The 22738-nt window shown below is 55.2% G+C and carries 21 protein-coding genes; 12 read left to right on the forward strand and 9 right to left on the reverse strand.

Going from position 1 to position 22738, the window contains the following annotated elements:
• A complete protein-coding gene (locus B051_RS0110805; protein ID WP_018478221.1) occupies positions 1–1341 on the forward strand; it encodes a 4Fe-4S binding protein in 1341 nt (446 codons plus the stop codon).
• An 800-nt stretch (positions 1342–2141) separates the two neighbouring features.
• On the opposite strand, the gene B051_RS0110815 is transcribed toward B051_RS0110805, so the two are convergent.
• The gene (locus tag B051_RS0110815) at positions 2142–2387 is read right to left on the reverse strand and encodes a hypothetical protein (protein ID WP_018478223.1); all 246 of its coding nucleotides are present in this window, start codon (positions 2385–2387) and stop codon (positions 2142–2144) included.
• A gap of 384 nt (positions 2388–2771) precedes the next feature.
• On the opposite strand from B051_RS0110815, the gene B051_RS22445 reads away from it, so the two are divergent.
• The 5 genes from B051_RS22445 (at position 2772) to B051_RS0110835 (ending at position 6908) form a co-directional block, all read left to right on the forward strand.
• Entirely contained in the window at positions 2772–3005 is a 234-nt protein-coding gene (locus tag B051_RS22445; protein ID WP_157578746.1) for a hypothetical protein, read from the forward strand.
• A gap of 215 nt (positions 3006–3220) precedes the next feature.
• On the forward strand, positions 3221–3841 hold the full coding sequence (locus tag B051_RS0110820) for a TetR/AcrR family transcriptional regulator (RefSeq protein WP_018478224.1): 621 nt from the start codon (positions 3221–3223) through the stop codon (positions 3839–3841).
• A 474-nt stretch (positions 3842–4315) separates the two neighbouring features.
• Positions 4316–4672, forward strand: a complete 357-nt coding sequence (locus B051_RS0110825) for an STAS domain-containing protein (RefSeq protein WP_018478225.1) — start codon at positions 4316–4318, stop codon at positions 4670–4672.
• 470 nt (positions 4673–5142) lie between these two features.
• Entirely contained in the window at positions 5143–5544 is a 402-nt protein-coding gene (locus B051_RS0110830; protein ID WP_018478226.1) for an STAS domain-containing protein, read from the forward strand.
• A 29-nt stretch (positions 5545–5573) separates the two neighbouring features.
• The gene (locus B051_RS0110835) at positions 5574–6908 is read left to right on the forward strand and encodes an erythromycin esterase family protein (protein WP_018478227.1); all 1335 of its coding nucleotides are present in this window, start codon (positions 5574–5576) and stop codon (positions 6906–6908) included.
• Positions 6909–7001: 93 nt separating this feature from the next.
• Here B051_RS0110835 and B051_RS0110840 read toward each other — a convergent pair whose 3' ends face one another.
• From B051_RS0110840 to B051_RS0110850, 3 genes are all read right to left on the reverse strand, one after another.
• The gene (locus B051_RS0110840; protein WP_018478228.1) at positions 7002–8015 is read right to left on the reverse strand and encodes an NADP-dependent oxidoreductase; all 1014 of its coding nucleotides are present in this window, start codon (positions 8013–8015) and stop codon (positions 7002–7004) included.
• A 183-nt stretch (positions 8016–8198) separates the two neighbouring features.
• Positions 8199–8879 (reverse strand): TetR/AcrR family transcriptional regulator, encoded by a 681-nt coding sequence (locus B051_RS0110845; protein ID WP_018478229.1) that lies wholly within the window; start codon positions 8877–8879, stop codon positions 8199–8201.
• Entirely contained in the window at positions 8854–9525 is a 672-nt protein-coding gene (locus B051_RS0110850) for a carbonic anhydrase family protein (RefSeq protein ID WP_018478230.1), read from the reverse strand. Before B051_RS0110850 ends, B051_RS0110845 begins: the two co-directional genes overlap by 26 nt.
• A gap of 200 nt (positions 9526–9725) precedes the next feature.
• On the opposite strand from B051_RS0110850, the gene B051_RS0110855 reads away from it, so the two are divergent.
• A complete protein-coding gene (locus B051_RS0110855; protein ID WP_018478231.1) occupies positions 9726–11000 on the forward strand; it encodes a pyridoxal phosphate-dependent decarboxylase family protein in 1275 nt (424 codons plus the stop codon).
• Between the two features lie 87 nt (positions 11001–11087).
• On the opposite strand, the gene B051_RS0110860 is transcribed toward B051_RS0110855, so the two are convergent.
• Together B051_RS0110860 and B051_RS0110865 are read right to left on the reverse strand one after the other, a co-directional pair.
• Positions 11088–12335, reverse strand: coding sequence for a pyridoxal phosphate-dependent aminotransferase (locus tag B051_RS0110860; protein WP_018478232.1), 1248 nt, complete (start codon positions 12333–12335; stop codon positions 11088–11090).
• 292 nt (positions 12336–12627) lie between these two features.
• Positions 12628–13122 (reverse strand): AAA family ATPase, encoded by a 495-nt coding sequence (locus B051_RS0110865; protein ID WP_018478233.1) that lies wholly within the window; start codon positions 13120–13122, stop codon positions 12628–12630.
• Positions 13123–13250: 128 nt separating this feature from the next.
• Between B051_RS0110865 and B051_RS0110870 the strand changes: the two genes are divergently transcribed.
• The 3 genes from B051_RS0110870 (at position 13251) to B051_RS0110880 (ending at position 16776) form a co-directional block, all read left to right on the forward strand.
• Positions 13251–13721, forward strand: coding sequence for a LexA family protein (locus tag B051_RS0110870; protein WP_018478234.1), 471 nt, complete (start codon positions 13251–13253; stop codon positions 13719–13721).
• Positions 13714–15030, forward strand: a complete 1317-nt coding sequence (locus tag B051_RS0110875; RefSeq protein WP_018478235.1) for a Y-family DNA polymerase — start codon at positions 13714–13716, stop codon at positions 15028–15030. The genes B051_RS0110870 and B051_RS0110875 overlap by 8 nt, the downstream gene beginning before the upstream one ends.
• Before the next feature lie 684 nt (positions 15031–15714).
• Positions 15715–16776 (forward strand): PA0069 family radical SAM protein, encoded by a 1062-nt coding sequence (locus B051_RS0110880; RefSeq protein ID WP_051080659.1) that lies wholly within the window; start codon positions 15715–15717, stop codon positions 16774–16776.
• Positions 16777–16841: 65 nt separating this feature from the next.
• Here the strand turns inward: B051_RS0110880 and B051_RS0110885 are convergent, their stop codons facing one another.
• Positions 16842–17708: a manganese catalase family protein gene (locus tag B051_RS0110885; protein WP_026236336.1), complete on the reverse strand. Its 867-nt coding sequence runs from the start codon at positions 17706–17708 to the stop codon at positions 16842–16844.
• Between the two features lie 237 nt (positions 17709–17945).
• Between B051_RS0110885 and B051_RS0110890 the strand changes: the two genes are divergently transcribed.
• Together B051_RS0110890 and B051_RS0110895 are read left to right on the forward strand one after the other, a co-directional pair.
• The gene (locus B051_RS0110890; RefSeq protein WP_018478238.1) at positions 17946–18737 is read left to right on the forward strand and encodes an FRG domain-containing protein; all 792 of its coding nucleotides are present in this window, start codon (positions 17946–17948) and stop codon (positions 18735–18737) included.
• Between the two features lie 104 nt (positions 18738–18841).
• Complete coding sequence (locus B051_RS0110895; RefSeq protein WP_018478239.1) at positions 18842–19966, forward strand: hypothetical protein; 1125 nt, start codon at positions 18842–18844, stop codon at positions 19964–19966.
• 48 nt (positions 19967–20014) lie between these two features.
• On the opposite strand, the gene B051_RS0110900 is transcribed toward B051_RS0110895, so the two are convergent.
• Positions 20015–21331, reverse strand: coding sequence for a DUF885 domain-containing protein (locus tag B051_RS0110900; RefSeq protein WP_018478240.1), 1317 nt, complete (start codon positions 21329–21331; stop codon positions 20015–20017).
• Between the two features lies 1 nt (position 21332).
• Complete coding sequence (locus B051_RS0110905) at positions 21333–22706, reverse strand: alpha/beta hydrolase family protein (protein WP_018478241.1); 1374 nt, start codon at positions 22704–22706, stop codon at positions 21333–21335.
• Positions 22707–22738 lie beyond the last annotated feature (32 nt).

Consider the following 22738-nt stretch of genomic DNA (forward strand, 5'->3'; position numbering starts at 1 on the left):
ATGCAAACCACTACGACCACCTTAGCCCCTCCTACACAGCAATTCAGTAAAACCGCCGGCCTGCTGCTCATCAGCCTGGGCCTATTGGGTGTGCTCGTGGCTGCTGTTGGAGCGCAGGCGGTGAGCCCGGTGCTGACCGGAGGGGGAGGTATGTTGGTGTTTACGTTGGGTAGCCTGCTCTACATCTGGCAGAGCCGCCAAGGCAAAGCGCTGTCGGAGCAGAACAACCAGGTATGGCGGCAGGACGCAACTGCCCGGGGTGCTTCGGCATGGGTCATTGGCTTCGTGCTGACAGGTTTCTACGTGCTACTCTACTGGTTTCCGGAAACGCTGCAGGGGCTGGTACAGGCGGTGGAGCCGTTCAGCCAATGGCTCCGAAACAGGCCCGCTGACCAGTGGTTCCTCTACGGCACCTTCTATACCCTGGCGGTGCTCATCATGGGGGTGTTCGCCCTGCTAAAGTACCGCAGCAGCCGCTACCACATCATCCGGACCATCTCGGTGATGTTCTTCCAGTTGGGGTTCGCCTTCCTGCTGCCTGGGCTGCTGTTGCTGCTCAACAAGCCAGAATTCTACTTCAGTTATTTTTGGCCCCTCAAGTACGATTACCTTTTCCCAAGCACAGTGGGGTATCTGGTGCAGGATGGTGCGGCGCTGGGGGTGTTCATGGTCTTCTGGGGAGCAGTGCTTTCTTTCCTGGCTACGCCGGTGCTCACCTACTTCTACGGCAAACGCTGGTACTGCTCCTGGGTGTGCGGCTGCGGCGGTCTGGCCGAGACTGCTGGAGACCCTTACCGCCATCTGTCTGACAAGAGCCGCTCGGCCTGGCGCTGGGAAGTGGCCATCCTCTATCCTATCCTAGGCTTCGTCATCATCACGACGCTGGCGCTCTGGGTCAACTCCTGGAGTGAGGGAAAACTGCTGGGAGATTTATCCGGCGGCTTCGCCAGCACTTATGGCTTTTTTATTGGGGCGATATTCTCGGGAGTGGTTGGCGTGGGATTCTACCCCATCATGGGCAACCGGGTATGGTGCCGCTTTGGCTGTCCTATGGCAGCATACCTGGGTTTGCTGCAAAAGCACTTCTCCCGATTCCGCATCACCACAAACGGCGGCCAGTGCATCTCGTGCGGCAATTGCTCCACCTACTGCGAAATGGGTATTGACGTGCGCTGGTACGCGCAGCAAGGCGAGCCCATCATCCGTGCCTCCTGCGTCGGCTGCGGCATCTGTGCCCACGTTTGCCCCAGAGGCGTGCTGAAACTGGAGAACGGCCCGCGCGAGCACCGCTACGCTGCTACCCCTCTCATCAAGCGGGATGACCTGCAAATTCTCAGTTAAGGTGCTGTAGCGACAATCTTTCCTGCTACTGGTTAACTCACCCCCTCACCAGAGGGGAATCGACTGCGAGAATCTTATTAGACGATGTTGTCATTCCGACGAAAGGAGGAATCTTATACCTTTCGAGCCGTACATCCAGCGCCAGCGCAGATGCGGCTTTTATGAGGACACTAGCGAGGAAAGTAGGAATTATACCAGGTACAGACTGGCTCGCATGTTTCACCGCCGGTTCCCGCTGCGCTTGACCGGCGGCAGGCAGGGTAACAGATTCCTCCTTTCGTCGGAATGACAAAGAGTGTATGGGAATTGCGGGAAAGGGTACAAGAGTGACAGGAGCTTGAGCAGGTATGGCAGGCGAAGGCTAGGAAAGATACCGCTGGCATGTATAGCCTTGACACCCCTCTGACTCCCCTCAAGGGGAGAGTCTCCAATGTAGCCACGGAGCGAAGACAACAGCCCGGTGCACCCTTTGGCGCTCCACTGTCCGAGCGGTCAGCGAGTGGGGGTAGGGGCCCTCGAGAAAGGAGCGTCTTGATTTTTTTGCCTACTTTGGGGGTAGGGGCCCTCGATTTTCATCAAGGAAAAAAGTAGGTGCCCGCCGCACAGGCGAAGCTACAGAGCAACTCAGCGAGCAGGCAGCAAAAACAGCTGCAATAAAACAATAACTCAGAAGAAGCAACTGCCAAGAAAAGCATCAGAAAGATATTCCCTAAAAATGACAAACGCGGGCATCTGTTCTTCACAAATGCCCGCGCCTGGGGTTTGATTCTGAAACCGGCGCTAACCGGAATCAGCAGCTGTTACTGTAATTCTTCCTGCTCCATGTACTCCCACATCGCGTCCTCATTGGCGCCAGTTCTGGCAGCGTAAATCAGCATGGTGGTATACACACCGATTAATAGGAAACTCAATGGAATGGAAAATACAAACGATACTATCAGGGTCTTTACCGGGTCTGGCTTCGACTTCATCTTAGTGGATGCATACCAAAAGAAACAAATGTTGAAGATTCCGGCAAGGGCAACGAAATTGATGATATCTAACATTGGCTAAAAGTTAAATTTTTGTTGGTATAACCAACTAGCGTGCCATAACTTGGCTATGGCTTCAGCTAATCTTTGGCTATATCAAAACCCTAAATAGTTGGTTAGAAATGAATTACAGCATGCGTTTTATCAAACTGCATAGTGCAATTTAGGAGGCTAGCTTTTAATTCACAAGCACCTCCCCCAAAAAATTTAACAAAATTTTAACTTTGTCGTAGAAACGGGCCTATTCGCAGTTTTTTTAGGCTGATTGGTGGATAGCTTTTCACTATACTTGACTATAGTAGCTACAACTTTTCCCGGAATAGGCCAACCTTACCCCACATCCTTATATTATAACTACCTCATCTGCACCCGCTTATATATTAATTTCAAGTTAGAGCTATGAAAGTATACTTGTTCGACCCTGACCATAAGGATGGGATAGGTACTATTAAACTCTCGGTGCAGTCTTATAATGCAACTTTGTTTCCCTTAGGCGAATGGCTAGCGAAGACAGTTGCTCTCTGCCTGTGGGTACGTCCAACGCACCTGATAGCCTCTCCTACCTCCTTCCCCACCATAGGAGCAGTCTGCCGGAACTGGAACTTCAGCCAAAACATTGCCGCACCTTTCTAAGCCTTCGCTCCTACGCAGGTTTTGGCCCATTCAGCACGGTGGGTTCTTCAGTGAAACAACACGCATAAACAGCTGATACGTGCTTTTTGTCCTCTGCCGCGGGTGAAAATAATGGCGGCCGATAGACAAAATTTATAGGCTTCTGTCGTACTTTTGGCGCCGCATCAGGCGGCTATACCTTAACCCCGCACCCCTGCCGCGCGTTACTCTCTCCTATGGAAGTACAGACTGAAACCCCAAAAGACATCCGGCAGAGCATTATCCGGCAGGCCCGGGAGCTTTTTTTCACCCATGGTTACACAAAAGTGCTCATGGCGCAATTGGCCAAAGAACTGGGTATGAGCAAGAAAACCCTGTATCAATACTTTGATGGTAAAGAAGACGTGCTGAAAGCCGTGATGAAAGAGTACCTGGCAGAGAGCACGCGCAAGGTGGAGCGCATCCTACAGGACAGGGAACTGGACTTCAAGGATAAAATCAGCCAGATTTTCAGCTATGTGGGTACGCGTCTTTCAGCGGTGAACGGACAGTTTATAGCCGACATCAAAAAGAACGCCCCCAGCAGCTGGCAGTTGCTCCAGAACTACAAGGTAGAAGCTGCCTTTCTGCGTTTCAACGCCCTGCTGGAGGAGGGGGTGCAGAAGGGGCATGTGCGGAAGGATATCAACCGGCCGCTGGCTGTCGTGCTGTACGCCAGTGCACTTGAAACCATTTTCAATCCGGATTTTACAAAGCAGGTGCCCGATGAACTGACGCGCCAGATGCCTGAGGGTTCTGCCCAGGTGTTCGATGGCTTGGTCAGAGTCATCTTCGAGGGTGTGCTGCAGGAAAAGTAAACCTTCCTGTTGATTTCCCCAGCCTATAAAAGCCCTGCCTACACGCGAGGGCTTTTTGCTATACCTGCAATTGCACTCCTTGAAGGCATCAAAATTAGCCATAAGCGCAGCAAAACATGTTTTACCATAGGCTTCTTTCCATAAAACCGTCCCTGTTCTTCTCCAGCTATCCCAGATAAAACAAAGCGCTAATCAGTATTATCCTATACCTGCTTCCCAAGACCAAAGCCATCAGTTACGCATAATCTAACTTAATAAGCAAGTCCATGGCTCTTTACTAAATTATGGTCAAATAAAATAACTATATATAATTTGGAGCGTAACAGAAAAATACAAAACCCCTGCAATAACTCTCATCAACAGGCGTTGTTGTTCTTTAAACTGAAATCAAAGCCAGGATGATTAGCAACACGGTATTGCTTTACACTCCATTCGGCTTTGTATCGTTGCACTTTTTAACTAATTAGAAACGAGATGGACATAACCAACCACACCCACCACAACCGCCACATCACGTTTGTACAAGGCCTTGTAAAGCAGCAGGCTTTTTCCGAGATACGCCAGGCGCTTGCCACGGCGCCACAAGCCGACGTCAGGCAGCTTTGGATAGACTGTTCCCACGTAGACCGCACCCAACTTACCACCAGCAACCTTTGCCTGTTTGTAGGCGAGCTTCTCAAATTCAAGAATGAACAGGTACAGGTCGTGCTCTGCGGTATGGACCAAACAACCGAAAAGCTATTCATCCTACTCAAACTGGATATGCTCTTCGGGAAAGCCCGTAGCCTGCAGGACGCACTCGTTCCAGATAAACAACTAGTTGCCGCCTGAGCGGTAACTCCACCGATAAACGAGCGGGTGCCCTTGGTTGCAGGGGCACCCGCTCTGCTTTACTGCCTCCCCCCCTTTCTGGGCATACCGCTCCTACACCTCTTCCCTATGCCTACCACTTCTGAAATACGCTGCCGCACTGTGCCGCATCTATACCTATCATTTCAAAAACTAGTTGACTTATTATTGATATAATACAATATTTTACAAACCGCACAGAAAAACATCTCAGTATATAAGCTGATTCTGTTTCGCATATACACTGATTTACAAGCACAGGCCATTACTTCTCCTGTTCTACCCCGTTTAATAAAATACAATTACTACCAACACCTAAATCAACAGTTCAGAAAGTACGGGAACGGCAACTGTGTAGGTCATCACCCTTCATCAGCCTGTAGAGCAAAGCAATCGCCTGCTATACCTGCCTGTCCTGAGTTCTGACTTAACACTACAAAAATTCAGGCGCAATGGACATTACAATTCAGACATACAACGGGCTAACAGTAGTTGTGGCACAAGGACTGCTTAGCGAGAGCACTTTCTCAGAAGTAAATGAGAAGGTCAGAAATGCTCCCACGGAAAACACAAAACAGGTATGGCTTGACTGCACACACTTACACCGCGTTCAGCTTACACAGACCTGTTTCAGCTCATTTATCAGCGAATTGCTGCAACTCCGCAGGCAAGGTATAGAGGTCGTGCTGTTCGGGGTGAGTGGCCACACCCAGCACTTGCTGCGGCTACTTCACCTGGAGAAGATGTTCAGGCAGGTACCCACCCTGGAAGACGCCTACCTGCTCATCAATCAGCCGCAAGGAAATTCAGAAATAGAAGTGAGTGGGCCAAACCAGAATCTCGCCGTGGCATAAAGCCGATTATCCACCAATGCTAGGATGACATGACAAAGCTAAGGATGCACGCACTGGTGTGGGGGGTGGTCATGCTGCTGGGCTCCTGCTCCAAGGATAGCGTGGAGGCAAGCAGAAGTCCGGAAGTGGAGATTCCGGCGGAGGCCATCTCCAAACTGGACACAAAACAGGACCTGGATGTGCTGCTGAACGACATAGGCGACGCACGTTACGTGCTGCTAGGCGAGGCCTCCCATGGCACCTCCGAGTACTATACCTGGCGCGCCGCCATCACCAGACGCCTGGTTCAGGAAAAGGGATTCAAGTTGGTGGCCGTAGAAGGAGACTGGCCGGATGCCTACCAACTCAACAGCTACATACGCGGCACCGGCACGTCAGGCAGCGCCAGGGAGACATTGGTGCAGAGCTTTGAACGCTGGCCCACCTGGATGTGGGCCAACGAAGAGGTAGCGGAACTGGCCGAGTGGCTGAAAAGGCATAACCAGGCACAGGCGACTGACAGGCAGGTGGGTTTCTATGGGCTGGATGTCTACAGCCTGTGGGAGTCTATGGAGGAGGTGCAGCGGTACATGCGTCAGACGAACCCTGGCGGCGCGCAGGCGGCAGCGGCAGCCCTGCAGTGCTTTGCCAGCTACAACCGCGACGAGTGGGATTATGCGCAGGCCGCTACCACCATTGCCTCCGCCTCCTGCGCCGATGAACTGGAGAACCTGCTGAAGGTGGCACAGCAACAGGCCGAGGCGAGCCCCGCCGGAGATGAGGCCGCCTTCAACGCGCTGCAGAACGCCCTAGTAGCCTTGAACGCTGAACGCTACTACCGCACCGCCATCAAAAGCGACGTCGAATCCTGGAACGTACGCGACCGGCACATGCTCCAGACCATTAACAACCTGGCGCAGCACCATGGGCCAGATGCAAAAATCGTAGTCTGGGAACACAACACCCACGTTGGGGACGCGCGCTATACCGACATGGCGAACGCAGGCATGGTTAACGTGGGGCAGCTCGTCCGGGAGCAGCACGCCGCTCAGGGGGTATACCTGGTGGGCTTTGGCTCCTACGCTGGACGCGTGATTGCCGCCGAACGCTGGGGAGCACCGCTTCGCGAGATTCGCGTGCCGCAGGCACAACCAGGCACCTGGGAACACATCCTGCACCAGATTCCTCCGGCAAACAAAATCATGCTGCTGAGGCCACTTCGGCAGGACCCAAACCTATTGCAGCGGCGGGGGCACCGGGCCATTGGCGTCTCATACAGCCCAGGGGCAGAGGCAGGGAACTATGTTCCCACCATACTGCCCGAGCGGTATGATGCCTTTCTCTTCATTGATGAGACTTCCGCCCTCCGCCCACTCAAACAATAGCCCACTTCTAATTGTTGGAAACCGCCCGACCTGAATAGCCCGGCGGTTTCACTTTTACAGTACTTCCATCAGATTTCGAAGATTGGTTCTACCTTATTGGCCATACTCAGCCACTTTCACGAACAGCTTACCCGTGTTCTCGCCTTTGAAGAGGCCGAAGAAAGCCTGCGGCAGGTTGTCGAAGCCCTCCACGACGTGCTCTTCGTATTGCAGCTTCCCGGCCTTCACCCATGCCGCCAGTTCCTGGGCCGCCTCCCCGAAATGAGCGGCATAATCCCCCACAATGAAGCCTTTCATTAGGGCGCTCTTAGTCAGCAGGATGGGCTCCACACGCGGACCAGTAGGGCGCGAGGTGGCGTTGTAGTGCGCAATCTGGCCACAGATGGCGATGCGGGCGAACTTGTTCAGCCGGGCATAAACGGCATCAGAAATCTCCCCGCCCACGTTGTCGAAGTAGATGTCCACCCCATTGGGGCAAGCGGCCGCTATGGCTTCGCGCATGTTCTGGGTGGTCTTGTAGTTGATGCCCTCGTCAAAGCCTAGGTCGTTCAGCAGGTAATCTATCTTCTCATCGGAGCCGGCTATACCTACCACCCGGCAACCTTTCAGCTTGGCAATCTGTCCGACCACCGTACCCACCGCACCTGCCGCACCCGACACCACCACCGTCTCCCCTTCCTTCGGCTGCCCGATGTAGAGCAGGCCGCAGTAGGCGGTGAGCCCCGGCATACCCAGTATACCCAAGTGGTAGCTCAGCGGCGCCAGGTGCGGGTCCAGCTGGCTGAGGCCTTTGCCGTTGGAGATGCTGTAGGTCTGCCAAGGAAGGTTGCCTAGCACCACCGCGCCCTTGCTATACCGCTCATGGCGGCTCTCCACCACCTCTGCCACCACACCCCCAGCTATGGGCTCATTCAGGTTGTATGGTGCCACGTACGACTCCCCTTCGCTCATGCGGCCGCGCATGTAGGGGTCTACGGAGATGTAGAGTGCCTTCAGCAGCACCTGCCCCTCCTCCAGGGGCGGCAGCCGCTCTTCCCTGCTTTCAAAGTTCTCCTCCGTAGGCATGCCCTGTGGGCGACTCTTCAGTAAAATGCTCTTCGTATTCATAATCTGCTCTATGGTATACCTACTTTTATGCGAAACACACTGCCTGGGTTATGGTATTGTCAGAAAAAGCGCCTCCGCGTGCACACGACACACAAATAGGATGAGCAGAGGTCCCGAAAACAAAAAAGGATGGCGCCGGCTCTCTGAAGCCGGCGCCATCCCTCTCTTGCTATACCTAGTTGTTTACTTCTGAATAGTCCGGAGTACCATGTGGGTCAGGAAATCCTCCAGCTTGTCCTCGTTGCTATCGCGCAGGTCAGTCAGCGAGGGCAGGTGCAGAGCGAAGAACTTCTGGTAATGGGCGCTCTCCGCTACCGTAGACACCAACGAGGCCGGGTACTTGTAGTCTGGGTTGATTTCCAGCACGATGTCGGCTATGCGCTTGCAGAGCCGCTTGTAACTCAAGAAGAAACCCTCTTTGTTGTTCTCGTCCACCTCCTTGTTCAGGTAAGCCTTGGCTGACTCCGCCACCACGATGCGCTGCAGCGCCGCCTCGTCGATGTGTCCGAACTCCAGGTCGTTCTCCACCTTGCCCGCTAGGATGCGGATGGCGATTCTGAGCCTCTCCTCCGGCGGCCGGACATTGTTGGTGGCAAACACCAGCCGGTATTCCAGCCAGTTCCAGTACCAGGAAATCAGGTAGGAGAGCAGCATGTGTTTGCTCTCAAAATACCGGTAGATGGTCGCCTCGGTGGTTCCTATCCTGTCCGCCAGCTTTTTAAAAGTGAAAGCCTCCAGCCCCAGCTCGTCTATCAGCACGATACCGTGCCGGACGATGTCGCGCCCTTTTGCAGAGGTCTCCGGGTCTTTGAGGTATACCTTCTCCTCTACCCTGATTTTAATATTCGCCAGCAAGTTCTTCATTCAATACCTCGCTTATGCCCTTAGTATGGTCGTAGAACGTGACAATACCTGTCTCCACATCGTACATGGCGCCCACGATGCCAATCTCACCGCTCTCAATCATTTCCCGGAGGATGTGGCTCCTCTTCTTGATTTCCTCCACCATACGCAACACGTTGACCTCGGCCACCTTCTCCACGAACTCCGCGTTCTGTGCAGTTCTGTCCCCCGCGTACGCCACGGCTTTGATGGCAGGCTCTATCTTGTCGAGCAGGCCGGTCAGGTTACCTAGCTGCACATGGTCACAGGCGCCTTTCACGGCGCCGCACTTGCTGTGCCCCAGCACCACAATCAGCTTAGAGCCAGCCACCTTGCAGGCAAACTCCATACTTCCCAGGATGTCTTCGTTCACGATGTTGCCGGCGATGCGGGTACTGAAGATGTCACCCAGGCCTTGGTCGAAAATCAACTCAGCGGAGGTGCGGGAATCTATGCAGCTCAGCACGATAGCGAAAGGATACTGCCCTTCGGAGGTCTCGTTGACCTGCTGCAGCAGGTTGCGGTTCACCTTCAGGTTGCTCACAAACCTTCTGTTGCCTTCCAGCAGGATTTCCTTTGCCCTTTCCGGCGTCAGTTCCGCCTGCGTTTCTCTGTTCTGTGTTCTCATCTATTTGCTATATCTATGGTGGGTTGCTGCTGCTTTTCAGTGGGTAGAGGTGACCGCCTGCTGGTAATCGCCTTAAAACAATAGCTTTACTATTACAATACAAAGTAAAGCATTGATATGTTCTGAATCCAAATCTATTTTTAATGATGCATGTCATTGCTTTTGGTCAAGCATACCTTTAAATCGCAGCCTGAAACATTATGCTTGATTATATGCAGCAGTGGCCAAAACTCAGCAAAGACACCATCCGGACCATCGTGTTCAATGCCCTGGAGGAGAACGTGAACTTCTATGAGGAGAACATCCTGGGTATACCCGGCTCCCACCTCGACAACAAAGTATTTTACCAGGACGCCCCTTTCCTGAAGGATGCCCCTTACCTGACGGCGCTCATCCACAATCCCAACCACATCGGCTGCCATACCCTCGAGAAGTCGGAGTCGTTTTTCAAGGGCACCCACCAGCTGGAGCGGGAATTGATAGCCCTGTGCGCCGAGCAGATTCTGCAGGCAGAGGCAGAGAGCTGCGACGGCTACGTGGCGGCGGGCGGGACGGAGGCCAACCTGCAGGCCATCTGGATTTACCGCAACTACTTCCGCAACCGCTACGGTGTCAGCAACGACAGCATCTGCATCCTCTGCTCCCGCGACAGCCACTACTCCATGAGCAAGGCCGCCAACGTATTCAATCTAGATATCGCTTTTGTGCAAGTAGAAGACGACACTCGAAGCCTGAACGAGGAGCACCTGCAGCAGGTGATACAAGAGAAAAAAACACAAGGCAAGAACCATTTTATTGTGGTGGCCAACATGATGACAACCATGTTTGGCTCAGTGGATAACGTAGACACGTATACAGCAGCACTTGAAGCCCATGGCTGCCTGTTTAGGATGCACGTGGATGCCGCCTTCGGAGGTTTCCTCTACCCTTTCACCAACCCGGACAATACGCTCAACTTCCGGAATAAACATATTACCTCTGTCACGCTTGATGCGCACAAGATGGTGCAGGCACCCTACGGCACAGGCATCTTCCTGATACGGAAAGGCTTTATGCAGCACGCCAACACCAAGGAGGCCAGCTACGTCGAGGGCGAGGACTATACCTTAATTGGCAGTCGCTCCGGTGCCAACGCCATCGCCGTGTGGATGATTCTGATGACCTACGGGCGCTACGGCTGGGAAGAGAAAACCACCACCCTGCTGAATCGGGCCGCCTGGCTGACCCATGAACTGGACAAAGCAGGCATCGCCTACTACCGCGACCCCTTCTCCAACATCATCACCATCCGGAGCGGGTTTCTGAACAAGGAAATCGCTACCCGCTACGGCCTTGTGCCCGACAACCACCAGCAGCCTAACTGGTACAAAGTGGTGGTAATGGACCATGTCACCATCGACCGGCTACTCCCGCTGCTGCAGGAACTGCAAGCCTACCAGGAACAGAACTGCTTGCTGGAACGCGAGCAGGTATAGGTATAGGTATAGGTATAGGTATAGGTGTAGAACAGGCGAGGCTCCCATTGCAGGAGCCTCGCCTGTTTTTTGTATTGTGCAGTGTTCTTAAGCCAGTTCCAGCGCCTGCTTGCCGGCCGCCGCACCGGTTCCCTGGTAGTGCTGCAGGAAGAGGGCCAGTTTATCCATGGTTTGGCTCAGTTCCTCCGGCTGCGGCAGGTATACAATGCGGAAGTGGTCGGGCTGCGCCCAGTTGAAGCCGCTGCCCTGCACCAGTAGCACATGCTGCTCCCGCAGGAAGTCCAGCACAAAGGCCTGGTCATCGGCAATGTTGTAGCGTTTCACATCTATCTTCGGGAAGAGGTAAAAGGCGCCCTTCGGCTTCACACAGGTGATGCCGGGTATAGCGGTGAGTTTGTCGTAGCAGATATCGCGCTGCTGCCGGAGCCGGCCCGTCGGCAGCACCAGATCGTGCATGTGCTGGGGCCCCTCTAGGGCGGCCTGTATGGCGAACTGCGCCGGCACGTTGCTGCACACCCGCAGGCTGGCCATCGTGTTCAGTCCGTCGATGTAGCTTTTTGCCTTAGCTTTGTTGCCGCTCACCAGCATCCAGCCCGCCCGGAAGCCAGCCGCCAGGTAGTTCTTGGAGAGGCCGCTGAAGGTTACGGTCAGCACCTCGTCGGAGAAGGTGGCCGTGGAGCGGTATTCTACCTCATCGTACAGAATCTTATCGTAAATCTCATCTGAGAAGACGACCAGGTTGTGCGCTGCCGCCAGTTCCACCAGTTCCTGCAGCAGTTCCGGCGCGTATACCGCGCCGGTTGGGTTGTTCGGGTTGATGATGACGATGGCCTTGGTGCGGCTCGTGAGCTTGCTTTTGATGTCGGCCAGGTCCGGGTTCCAGTCCGAGGCCTCATCGCAGAGGTAGTGTACCGCCTTACCTCCCGAAAAGCGCACCGCCGCCGTCCAGAGCGGGTAGTCCGGCGAAGGCACCAACACCTCGTCGCCCTCGTTGAGCAGCCCCTGCACCGCATGCAGGATGAGCTCGCTCACCCCGTTCCCGATGGAGATGTCGTCGGTATGGATACCGTGTATGCCTTTGGCGGAATAATAGTCTTTGATGGCCTCGCGGGCCGACAGGATGCCTTTGTGGTCAGAATAGCCCTGGGCCTGGCGCAGGTTCTCTATCACACTTTGGGTCACTTCCTCCGGCGCATCGAATCCAAAGGGGGTCGGGTTGCCGATGTTCAGTTTGGTGATGCGGTGGCCTTCAGACTCCAGTTCTTTCGCCTTCTCATATATAGGCCCGCACAGTTCGTACTGAACTGCATCGAGCCGCGTGCTGCGCTGTATCATGTAGGTATAAATTTCTCCAAATTTAGCGCTTTAGGCCATATTACAAACAAAGAGCCTTGGCTAAAAGCAGGTGTGCTATCCGGCAACAACAAAGCCTCCATCTAAGATTCCCCGCAGCGTCTCCCGTGATTAACAATAGATGCTATGCAGCGGTATGGCTATGCAACGACTCATGTTAAACCTAGGCTTTATCTGAATTCCAGGTATAGCATGTCTATTAATCTCTTATACAAGCATCACTAAGCTATCGGGTCAGGCTCTTCCTTCTCTGCTATACCTGCTTGATTTTTTCCTAACGCGCTTCCTCCGAATGCAAGGGCACCACTTCGTACCCGCCTTCCGGGAGCAGGCGCACCAGGTATAGCCTGTCAAACCCCTCGTCGAGCGTGGGCTTGACGAGCCGCTTCAGGGTACCGTAGATGCCGCGCTCCGGAATCAGGTGCCTGCCACTGCGCTGGCTGTTGCGCCCGACCGCCTCCTTCACCCCCGTCTCAAAGTAATAGCCCACCACCTCGTAACGCGCCGCCTTCGCCCAGTCAATGTACCGCTTCCGCTCCTCCAGCGTGGGGTTGGTGTTGTCCACCACGAAGCGCATCTGGGTCTTCAGGCAGCTTGTCAGAAAGAGGTGCTCCCGGTGGCGGGTGCGCAGCAAATCCAGGCTGATGCGCACGTGCGTGTCAAAAAAGTGCTCCTTGTAGAAGGAGGACTTCCCACTGGCTTGTATTCCGCAAAAGATAATCGCCTGCATGCCCTGCTTTCCCTGGTTTTCTACTCCCTTTACTGGCATGGCTGCTGCTGAGTTGACATCCTGTAAAACTAAATACTAAAAATTTTAGTATAAAATGACAACTATATTAGCAAAACCTATATATATTTGAGCCTTGTGCCGCGAGAGCGGCCTCACCAAACAACACTATGGAAAAAATACATACACCCTATCCCCTGCCCTACAGCCTGGAGCTGCTGCCCCTGCACCCGGCGGAGTTACTGGAATTGCCCATCAGCCAGAGTTACGTGGCCGCCGGTTTTCCCTCACCCGCCGATGATTACCTCGAAGACAAGATAAACCTGCAACAAGTCCTCATCCACAACCCCACGGCCACCTTCCTGATGCGGGTGCGGGGCGAGTCGATGCGCGACGCCCGCCTGCACGATGGCGATATACTGGTGGTGGACCGCTCCCTGAAGCCGCGCGACGGGCACATCATCATCGGGGTGGTGGACGGCGAGTTCACTGTAAAGCGGCTGCTCCAGAAAGGGCCCAAGCTATACCTGCAACCGGCCAACGAGGCCTACCCGCCCATGGAGATAACCGAGGAAATGGATTTCAAACCCTGGGGCGTGGTGGTATGGTCGCTCCACAAAGTGAACGGCTGCCATGACTAGTCTCTTCGCCCTTGTGGACTGCAACAACTTCTACGCCTCCTGCGAGCGAGTTTTCGACCCAAAGCTGGAAGGCAAACCCATCGTGGTGCTCTCCAATAACGACGGTTGCATCATCGCGCGCTCCAACGAGGCCAAGGCGCTGGGCATACAGATGGGCGAACCGGCCTTTAAAGCAAAGGATGTGATAGAACAGCACAACGTACACGTTTTCAGCAGCAACTATACCTTGTATGGCGATATGTCGGCGCGGGTCATGCAGACGCTAGGGCAGTTCACACCTAACCTGGAGGTATACTCCATCGACGAGGCCTTCCTGGACTTGGGCAACTTCTACGGCCGCGACCTGAACCAGTACGCCGGGGAAATGCGCCATACCGTCAGGACCTGGACAGGTATACCGGTGTCGGTGGGTGTGGCGCCTACCAAGACATTGGCGAAGCTGGCCAACCGGCTCTCCAAGAAATCAAAAAAGGCGGATGGGGTGCTGGTGCTAACCGACAAGCGGCACATCGAGGAAGCTTTGCGGCGAACCGAAATCAGCGACGTGTGGGGCATTGGCCGTCGCTACGCCAAAAAGCTGGCCGGCTTCGGCATCCATACCGCGCTGGATTTGCGCAACGCCTCTGACACGTTCGTCAAGAAGCACCTGACGGTGGTAGGGCTGCGCACCGTGCGGGAACTGCGTGGCGAGCCCTGCCTGGACCTGGAGCTGGCAGCGCCGAATAAGCAGAACATCTGCACCTCCCGCTCCTTCGGCAGCGCCGTCACCTCACTTTCGCAGCTGCAGGAGGCCACAGCCAACTATGCCTCGCGCTGTGCCGCCAAGCTGCGGCGGCAGAAGAGCTGCGCGGGCGCCATCACGGTGTTTTTGGAAACCAACCGTTTTCGGGAGGCAGACGCCCAGTACTTCAACAGCAAGACCATCGCCCTGCCCACAGCCAGCAGCAGCACCCTGGAGTTAATCCATTATGCTAGTCTGGCCTTGCAGGCGCTCTATAAGCCCGGCTACCGCTACAAGAAGAGCGGTGTGATTGTGTCGGAGCTGCGGCCGCAGAACCAGGTGCAGGCCTCCCTCCTCGACACCATAGACCGCGACAAGCACCAGCGCCTCATGCAGACCCTCGACAAGCTCAACAGCGCCTGGGGCCGCGATGCGGTCACCTGCGCCGCCCAAGGCACCACCCGCCCCTGGCAACTGAAATGCGAGAAGAAATCTCCCTGTTATACCACGCAGCTAAAGGGACTCCTGTGGGTTGGAGCAGGGGCAGAACTGCACCTACCGTTGGCACCGCAGCTAGGCTATACCTGACATGCATGATGCTACTCCTGATTTAGGTTTCGTAGCGGGAGCTTTCCCAGTTGCTCGCTGAATCGTTTCATCGCTTCGCCTGTGCGGCGGGCACCTACTTTTTTCCTTGATGAAAAAGTAGGCAAAAAAAATCAAGGCGCTCCAAACTCGCTGAACGCTCGAACAGTGGAGCGCCACAAAGTGCACCTGGCCCACGCCGCCGCTCTGTTGCTGCTGTTGTAAGTATGCTTTGCTATACCTGCCAGTGATAATTTGCTACAGCGCCTATACCTTAGAAAGAGCTATACCAGAAAGTCCCCCTTCGAAGGGGGCAGGGGGATGTTAATCGGTGCGCGGGTTCTGCACTAGAGAGGGAATCAATACCAGTCGCGCAGCCAGAGCCTGCAGCTAAGAAGTGTCCTATCCAATCCTCAGGTGGAGCGCGAGCGGCAGCCGATAGACAGGCATGATACACAGCGCGAGGCCAAAGGACGAAACCCCCGCGGCTGGAGCGCTCAAGCTAGAGCCATGAAACGATAGGTATAGGAGCACCGGGAGAGCGCGGACTACGCCAGCAGCAGACTTGCAACGAGACTTGAATAAACGCTAAAGAAGTAGCAGCCGGCGACTATGAAGCATGCCAGATTTCTCGTTGCTACCGAAATGACAAGATTAGAATCAGTGAAACCATCAAACATGGACACTATGAAGGCAGAAGAATACTTGAAAGGACGCGGCGCGCAGTACAATCCCGCTAACCCATACCTCAAACAGGAATACGTGGCCGCACACATCGAGGGGCTGGACGAGCCGATGCTCTCCAACAGCAAAACGGAGTTCTTCACCGAGCACCCCAAGAAGATTGTGAATAAGGTGGACAGCCCGGACTTAGGTCTCACCTATTCCATGAATCCCTACCAGGGCTGCGAGCACGGCTGCATCTACTGCTATGCCCGCAACACGCATCAATACTGGGGCTACGGCGCTGGTCTGGATTTCGAGCGGAAAATCATCGTCAAGGAAAATGCGCCGGAGGTGTTGGCCCGGCAACTGGAGAACCAGAAGTGGCAGGTGATGCCCATCATGCTAGCCGGCAACACCGACTGCTATCAGCCCATCGAGGCGAAGAAAAAGCTGACGCGCCGCATGCTGGAAGTGCTCCTGCAGTACCGCCACCCGGTGAGCATCATCACTAAAAACGCGCTCATCCTCCGAGACCAGGACCTGCTGCAGCAACTCAATCAACTGGACCTGGTCCACGTGAACATCAGCATCACCACCCTGGATGAGCAGCTGCGACAGAAACTGGAGCCCCGCACCGCCTCCAGCGTCAAACGCCTGCAGGTAGTGAAACAACTGGCAGATGCCGGTATACCTGTCAACGTGATGGTGGCCCCCATCATTCCCGGCCTCAACGATTCCGAAATCCCGGCCATCATCAAAAGCGCGGCGGAGGCAGGTGCCAGCAGCGCCGCCTATACCATCGTGCGGCTCAACGGCAGCATCGGCCCCATCTTCGAAGACTGGATTCGGCAGGCCTTTCCCGACCGGGCAGACAAGGTGCTCAGCCAGATTGCGGACTGCCACGGCGGGCAGCTCAACGACAGCCGCTTCGGTACGCGCATGCACGGCGAGGGGAAGTTTGCCGAAGCGATAAGCAGGCTGTTCAAGATGAGCCGGAACAGGTACATGGCAGGCCGCAGCATGAAACCCTACAACTATAACCACTTCTGTACCAGAGCAGGTATACAGACCTCCCTGTTCTAAAAGTTGAAGCGGATGCAGGTAATCTAGACCTGCATCCGCTTCAACTTTTAGGTATAGCCTCAAGCTTAGAAAGCGCCTTTTATCTTGTTAAAGATGCCGGCCCGACCGTCTAGCTGCTCCACCTGCGCATGGCCGCGTGGGTCCGGTGGGCTGAGCTTTGGTTCGCCCCCAATAGGGTCAGCAGGGATTACACTGAACTCGCCCTTGCCGTCCATGGACTTGCCTTTCGCCCATCGGGCGTCGGTCTCGGACATGCGGTCGATGTGGGTGCTCACAAAGGTATAGTTGAAATCCTGGTTCTCCTGTGCCTGCGGAAAGCTGTTCGGGATGGGATGTACGCCGTGCAGGCCCCCAAGTTCCTCGAGCACCGCCAGCCACTGGTTCTGGTGCATGGTGTCACGCGCAATCAGGAAAGAGAGCATGTCCTTCATACCCGGGTCATCGGTGGCTTCCCACAAGCGGGTGGCCAGCAGGCGTCCGGTCGATTCGGCCATCACGTTGGCGTACATATCGGCGGCCAGGTTACCGCTGCTCACAATCCAAGAACCGTTGAAGGGGTTGCCGTTGCTGTCCACGGCCATGGCACCCAGCCCCGCCGACAGCACGTGCTGTGGGTTCATACCTCCCATGACGGCCCCAATCATCTTGTCTTTGGCCATCTCCTCCTTCAAGGACAGGGGTGCCCCCTCCAGGTTGAGCGCCACGGCGGTGGCCAGCATCTCGATGTGGGCTATCTCCTCTGTGCCGGTCTCCAGCAGCATGTCGCGGTATCGGGCGGGCCCCCTGCTGTTCCAAGCCTGGAAGAGGTACTGCATACACACCCGCATCTCCCCTTCTATGCCTCCAATGGCCTGCTGCAACATCCTGGCGAAGGTCGGATTGGGCTTCTCAACCCTTACTTTGTACTGTAGTTTGTGATCATGATAAAACATAGGCTTAGAGCTTATACATAAAACATAACCTAAACTTACGGTAATCAGAGTGGCTCGTTATCGATTAAGTACAAATACGCATCGAAATAACAATAAACATTATACTATTCGTTTATAGGTATAGCTATATAAAAAGTGCCCTTGTGGGGTAGATACACGCACAACATTTATGCCTTGCGGGATGTATACGCTTAGGCACCCAATCGCCTGCCGGAACATATCAGAAAAACCCTCTGGATGGAACAAGGAAAAGACCTCGTAGTGAATAGTTGGGCGGAAGTACAGTCCGCGCTGTTTGACCATAGTTGGAACGAGAAGCTCCAACGCTTCCGCTCCTCTTATGTATACCGTGGCAGTTGGAGCAAGCACTACAACCTGAGCACGAGCCTCACCCGGCTGGGCAGCAGCTACCATGAGTTGGAGCCGCACATCCTGCGCAACTTCAAGAAGTACGCCCACAGCAACGCCGCCCCCGGCGACTCTATCTGGAACTGGCTAGCCGTGGCGCAGCACCACGGGCTACCCACCCGCCTGCTTGACTGGACCTACTCCCCTTACGTGGCACTCCACTTCGCCACCCAGGACCTCTCCAAGTACGATGAAGACGGTGTCGTATGGTGCGTAGATTATGTTAAGTCCAGTGAGTTCCTGCCGCTGTCCCTGAAGACGGCCATTGAGGAAGAAGGCTCCAATGTGTTCACCCCCGACATGCTGCAGCCTGTCATTTCCTCGCTCAAGGAACTGGCGCTGTTGCAGGAGAAAGAGTATGTGGTTTTCCTGGAGCCGCCTTCGCTAGATGCCCGCATCGTGCACCAATACGCCTTATTTTCACTGATGTCCACGGCGCAGGCCAACATGAGCGAATGGCTGGAACAGCACCCGGAGCTATACTTCCGGGTCATTATACCTGCCAAGCTGAAATGGGAAGTGCGGGATAAACTCGACCAAGCCAATATTACGGAACGGGTGCTGTTTCCGGGTCTGTCGGGCCTGAGCCAGTGGCTGAAGCGTCACTACACCCACGACTAGGGGGCGGCAGGCACTTTAACTAAAAAAGAGGCGCTGGGCGCTGCTTCTTCATATAATATCCATACTTTGAGTAACAGTTTCCCGACATCCTTTACACCCAATACATGAGTCCTTTAGTACCGCTTAAAACCAAAACCCTTAACCGCTTCGGATTAAACGCCTTACCCCATCAACGTTTCAACCATTACCTGAAGCACAGCACACGCGCCATCGCTGCCGCTCTCCTACTGACCTCCGCCTCCTGCACGCAAGAGAAAGAGGCGCACTCAGCCACCCTGCCAGCCCAGGTCGAGGCGTATGAGGTACCGGCCACACCAGCGCTGCCAGATACCACAGCCACCGTTTCAGCTGACACCGTCACTGCCACAGTGTCAACAGCCGTACCTGAGGCGACCGCTGCACCCGAACCTAAAACCTATACCTACCCGGGGCCGGAGCCGCTGCCGGGTGCCATCCTGCCGCACAAGCGCATACTGGCCTACTACGGCAACCCGCTGAGCAAACGCATGGGCATACTGGGCGAGCTGCCGCCGGAGCAGATGCTAGCCAGACTGGACGAAGAGGTAGCCAACTGGACCAAGGCCGACTCACTGACGCCTGTACAACCCGCGCTGCACGCCATTGTGGTGACGGCACAGGGGCACCCAGGCCGCGGTGACAAATACCGCCTCCGCATGACTGACAAAATGATAGAGGATGTGCTGGAAATGGCTAGGCAGCGGGATGCCATCGTGTTTCTGGACGTGCAGGTGGGCCGGAGCACCCTGCCAGAGGAATTGCCACGCCTGAAGCAGTTCCTGCAGCTGCCCAACGTGCACCTGGGTATAGACGCGGAGTTCGCCATGAAAGAGAACGGAGTGCCCGGCAGGAGCATCGGCAGCTTTGACGCGGCTGACATCAACTACGCCACCGAACTGCTGGCTGACATTACAAAGGAGCACAACCTGCCTCCCAAGTTGCTCATCGTGCACCGTTTCACCCAGCGCATGATCACGAACCACCAAGATATAGTATTGCGGCCAGAGGTGCAGGTAGTGATGCACATGGACGGATGGGGACCTCCTGCCCTCAAGCGGGACACCTACCGCCGCTTCATCGTGAAGGAGCCGGTGCAGTACACAGGCTTCAAGGTCTTCTACAAAAACGACACCCGCAACAACTCACGTCTGATGACGCCACAGGAAATCCTGAAGCTGAACCCGAAACCACTCTACATCCAATACCAGTAGGTATAGCATAAAGGCCGAAGCCCCCGCACTTGCGGGGGCTTCGGCCTTTTATAACATGGTTGACTCATTCAGGACCTGCAGCGGCAAGGGGCCGTTCCGGAGAAACTGGTCGTGAAACTCACGTAGGTCAAATCGTTGGCCCTGCGCCGCCTCCGCCTTTTGGCGCAGCTTCAGGATGGCGTCAGCGCCCGCTTTATAGGTATGCACCTGCACAGGCCAGCGCAGCATCCGGTTTATTTCGCGCAGGGCAATGTCGTCTTGGTTAGGAATGTGCCGCTTCCAGAAGGCCAGCGCCTGCTCTTTCGTCCAACCTTCGTAGTTCAGGCCCACGTCCAGCACCACCCTGACCGACCGCACTAGGTCCCACTCCAACTTACCGTAGTAGTCATAGGGCGTTTCGTACAGCCCCAGCTCCTGCCCCAATTCCTCGGAGTAGGCTGCCCAGCCCTCCGAGTAGCCAAAGTACCAGCACAAATCCTGAAAAGGGTTCTGCCCTCCGGTTGCCACTACTATACCTGCTTGGTAGTGGTGGCCGGGTATACCTTCGTGCAGCAGCAGGAAATCAATGGACCGCTTGTTGTGCCGCCGCTCGTAAAAGTTGAAGAAGAAGGTATGGTTGGCTTGCGAATAGAGGCCGGGCGGTGTGTCCTGGTTGGCGTCCGCCACTGGGGAGAAGGCAAGTCTGGGCACATCCGTGACTTTAAACAACCGGGGCAGATGTTGCAGCACAGTAGCGCATTTTGCCTGGTAGGCCTGCACAACCTCCTGCTCATCAGTCAGGAAGAAACGCGTATCCTGCAAGTGCCTGTAGAAGCCGGTGCTGTCCTGCGCGAAACCCGTCTCCTGCTGCACCCGCTTCATTTCCTGCTGCACCTGTTGTATCTCGCGCACTCCAAAGGCCTTGAGTTCTTCGGGGCTGCGGTCCAGACTAAGGAACTCCTTCAGGAAATAGCGGTACCACTCCTTGCCCAGCGGCTGACGGAGCAGACCCTCCTCCGTCACATCCGGTTTGACGGCTCTATACCTTTGCTCCAGCGCCACCCGCTCTTGGTGGAGGTCCAGTTCATACAGCCACTGTCGGTAGTGGAGCCGGTTTATACCTGTCAGTTTGTTTTCCTGCACCTGCTTTGCCTGCTCAGCCGCCTGTGCGAAAAAAGCAAGCTGCCTGGCCAGCCCTGCCGCCTGCTGTATGTTCCGCAGGTTCTGGGAGTAACTAAGCGAACGGTTGGCTATACCTAGTTGTCTATACCCACTGGCATACTCCTGGAGCGCCTGTTGCAGTTTCTGGTCTTCGCTGACTAACCCGCCGCCGCTCAACACGAACAGCAGCAGGAAGGAAAGCGCATATCGTAGGACGTTCCGCAAGCTAAGTTCTCTTGATTTTGTCTTTCATCCAGGCATCCACCAACTCTACCAACTTCTGGTTGAACTTTGGGGACTGCTGCGGGTTCTCCTGACTACTCAGGTACTCTTTCATAGTACCCACCTCCATAAAACCGTGGTCGGTGCGGGGCAGAAACTCATAGGTTCCTTTGCCTGGATAGTAGTTGTTCACTAAGTTAGCCAACTGCTGGGCACCATCCGGGTCAATGGCAGCTACATCGGCTTCTCCGTAAATAGCCAGGGTATAGGCGCTGGCATCGCGCCAGGCTTTGCTCATGGGCATGTCCTGCAGCTCCTGCAGGAAAGTATAGTGACGGCCATACAAGTGCCCCTTGCCATCATAGTCGAGGTGGCTCTCCAAGTAGGGGCGATAGGTGGCGTTCTGGGCCAACTCCTCTGGCGTCTTCTTTAAAATCATGAATTCATAGAGCAGCGGCACCAGGGTACGCATGTCAGCATCTACCTGCACATGGTCGGCGCCCGTCATGATGCGCTGGTCGCGGTATACCTCCAGCAGGTACTCAAACCACGGCTTGCCAGCGATGCCATACACCACGATGCCCTTCACCTTCTCCTCTGCCGCAATGAGGGGAGCCGTATTGCCACCGAGGGAGTGGCCGAACAGGAAGACGTTATCTGTGTCTACATTGGGGTGCTGTTTCAGCTGTTTAAGGCCGGCGGCAAAGGCAGCCATTTCTTCCTTATAACCGATTTCGGTGCAGGGTTGGGTACCCTGGCTGTCGCCTGCCCCGGGTTTGTCCATGCGGTAGACGGCATATCCCTTCTCCACCAGCCCGTCTATCAGCTTCCGCTGCGGGTCCTGGTCGGGCAGGTTGTCTAGGCTGCCGCAATTGAATCCTTGTATGAAGAATACCGCCGGGTACTTGCCTTTGCCTTTGGGCTTCTTGAGGATGGACCGGGCATACCTGTTTCCTTCCAGTGGCACTTCGCCATATACCACATCAGCGTTGGGGTCGGTCTCAAACGGCATGGGCTGCACCTTGCCTTTCATGGTGGTGGTCTTGCCGTTGCGGGCAAGCTCCAGGGTGACGTTTTCACCGGTCTTGAGTTGGCGGGCCATCACCGTCACATCCAGGAAATTTTTGACAGGTATAGCGTTCACCCGAAGTATGACGTCACCGGGCTGCACCTTGAGAGAGGCCGCCGTGCTGTTGGGCACGACCCGCTGCACATAGGCCCCGTCCGTGCTCTTCAACTTGGCAGCCCGCGCCACCGAGTCTGCTACCGGTGACACCTGCACACCCAGGAAGGGGCGGCGTTGCAGGTTCTGACCCAGGCAGGCGGAAAGGCTTCCCACCCATAGCCAGGCCATCAGGACGAAAATCTTTATTTTCATAGTTCTCTTCTGTTTGCAGATACTATACGTAA

Source organism: Pontibacter roseus DSM 17521 (assembly GCF_000373265.1).
GTDB classification, from domain to species: Bacteria; Bacteroidota; Bacteroidia; order Cytophagales; family Hymenobacteraceae; genus Pontibacter; species Pontibacter roseus.

Bases quoted from the DNA above. Each gene is read 5' to 3' on its own strand.
- B051_RS0110895 (WP_018478239.1), top strand. From the start codon at position 18,842: ATGAGTCCTTTAGTACCGCTTAAAACCAAAACCCTTAACCGCTTCGGA.
- B051_RS0110905 (WP_018478241.1), bottom strand. From the start codon at position 22,706: ATGAAAATAAAGATTTTCGTCCTGATGGCCTGGCTATGGGTGGGAAGC.
- B051_RS22445 (WP_157578746.1), top strand. From the start codon at position 2,772: ATGAAAGTATACTTGTTCGACCCTGACCATAAGGATGGGATAGGTACT.
- B051_RS0110885 (WP_026236336.1), bottom strand. From the start codon at position 17,708: ATGTTTTATCATGATCACAAACTACAGTACAAAGTAAGGGTTGAGAAG.
- B051_RS0110830 (WP_018478226.1), top strand. From the start codon at position 5,143: ATGGACATTACAATTCAGACATACAACGGGCTAACAGTAGTTGTGGCA.
- B051_RS0110855 (WP_018478231.1), top strand. From the start codon at position 9,726: ATGCTTGATTATATGCAGCAGTGGCCAAAACTCAGCAAAGACACCATC.
- B051_RS0110875 (WP_018478235.1), top strand. From the start codon at position 13,714: ATGACTAGTCTCTTCGCCCTTGTGGACTGCAACAACTTCTACGCCTCC.
- B051_RS0110850 (WP_018478230.1), bottom strand. From the start codon at position 9,525: ATGAGAACACAGAACAGAGAAACGCAGGCGGAACTGACGCCGGAAAGG.
- B051_RS0110815 (WP_018478223.1), bottom strand. From the start codon at position 2,387: ATGTTAGATATCATCAATTTCGTTGCCCTTGCCGGAATCTTCAACATT.
- B051_RS0110870 (WP_018478234.1), top strand. From the start codon at position 13,251: ATGGAAAAAATACATACACCCTATCCCCTGCCCTACAGCCTGGAGCTG.
- B051_RS0110890 (WP_018478238.1), top strand. From the start codon at position 17,946: ATGGAACAAGGAAAAGACCTCGTAGTGAATAGTTGGGCGGAAGTACAG.
- B051_RS0110825 (WP_018478225.1), top strand. From the start codon at position 4,316: ATGGACATAACCAACCACACCCACCACAACCGCCACATCACGTTTGTA.
- B051_RS0110880 (WP_051080659.1), top strand. From the start codon at position 15,715: ATGAAGGCAGAAGAATACTTGAAAGGACGCGGCGCGCAGTACAATCCC.
- B051_RS0110840 (WP_018478228.1), bottom strand. From the start codon at position 8,015: ATGAATACGAAGAGCATTTTACTGAAGAGTCGCCCACAGGGCATGCCT.
- B051_RS0110805 (WP_018478221.1), top strand. From the start codon at position 1: ATGCAAACCACTACGACCACCTTAGCCCCTCCTACACAGCAATTCAGT.
- B051_RS0110860 (WP_018478232.1), bottom strand. From the start codon at position 12,335: ATGATACAGCGCAGCACGCGGCTCGATGCAGTTCAGTACGAACTGTGC.
- B051_RS0110845 (WP_018478229.1), bottom strand. From the start codon at position 8,879: ATGAAGAACTTGCTGGCGAATATTAAAATCAGGGTAGAGGAGAAGGTA.
- B051_RS0110835 (WP_018478227.1), top strand. From the start codon at position 5,574: ATGACAAAGCTAAGGATGCACGCACTGGTGTGGGGGGTGGTCATGCTG.
- B051_RS0110865 (WP_018478233.1), bottom strand. From the start codon at position 13,122: ATGCCAGTAAAGGGAGTAGAAAACCAGGGAAAGCAGGGCATGCAGGCG.
- B051_RS0110820 (WP_018478224.1), top strand. From the start codon at position 3,221: ATGGAAGTACAGACTGAAACCCCAAAAGACATCCGGCAGAGCATTATC.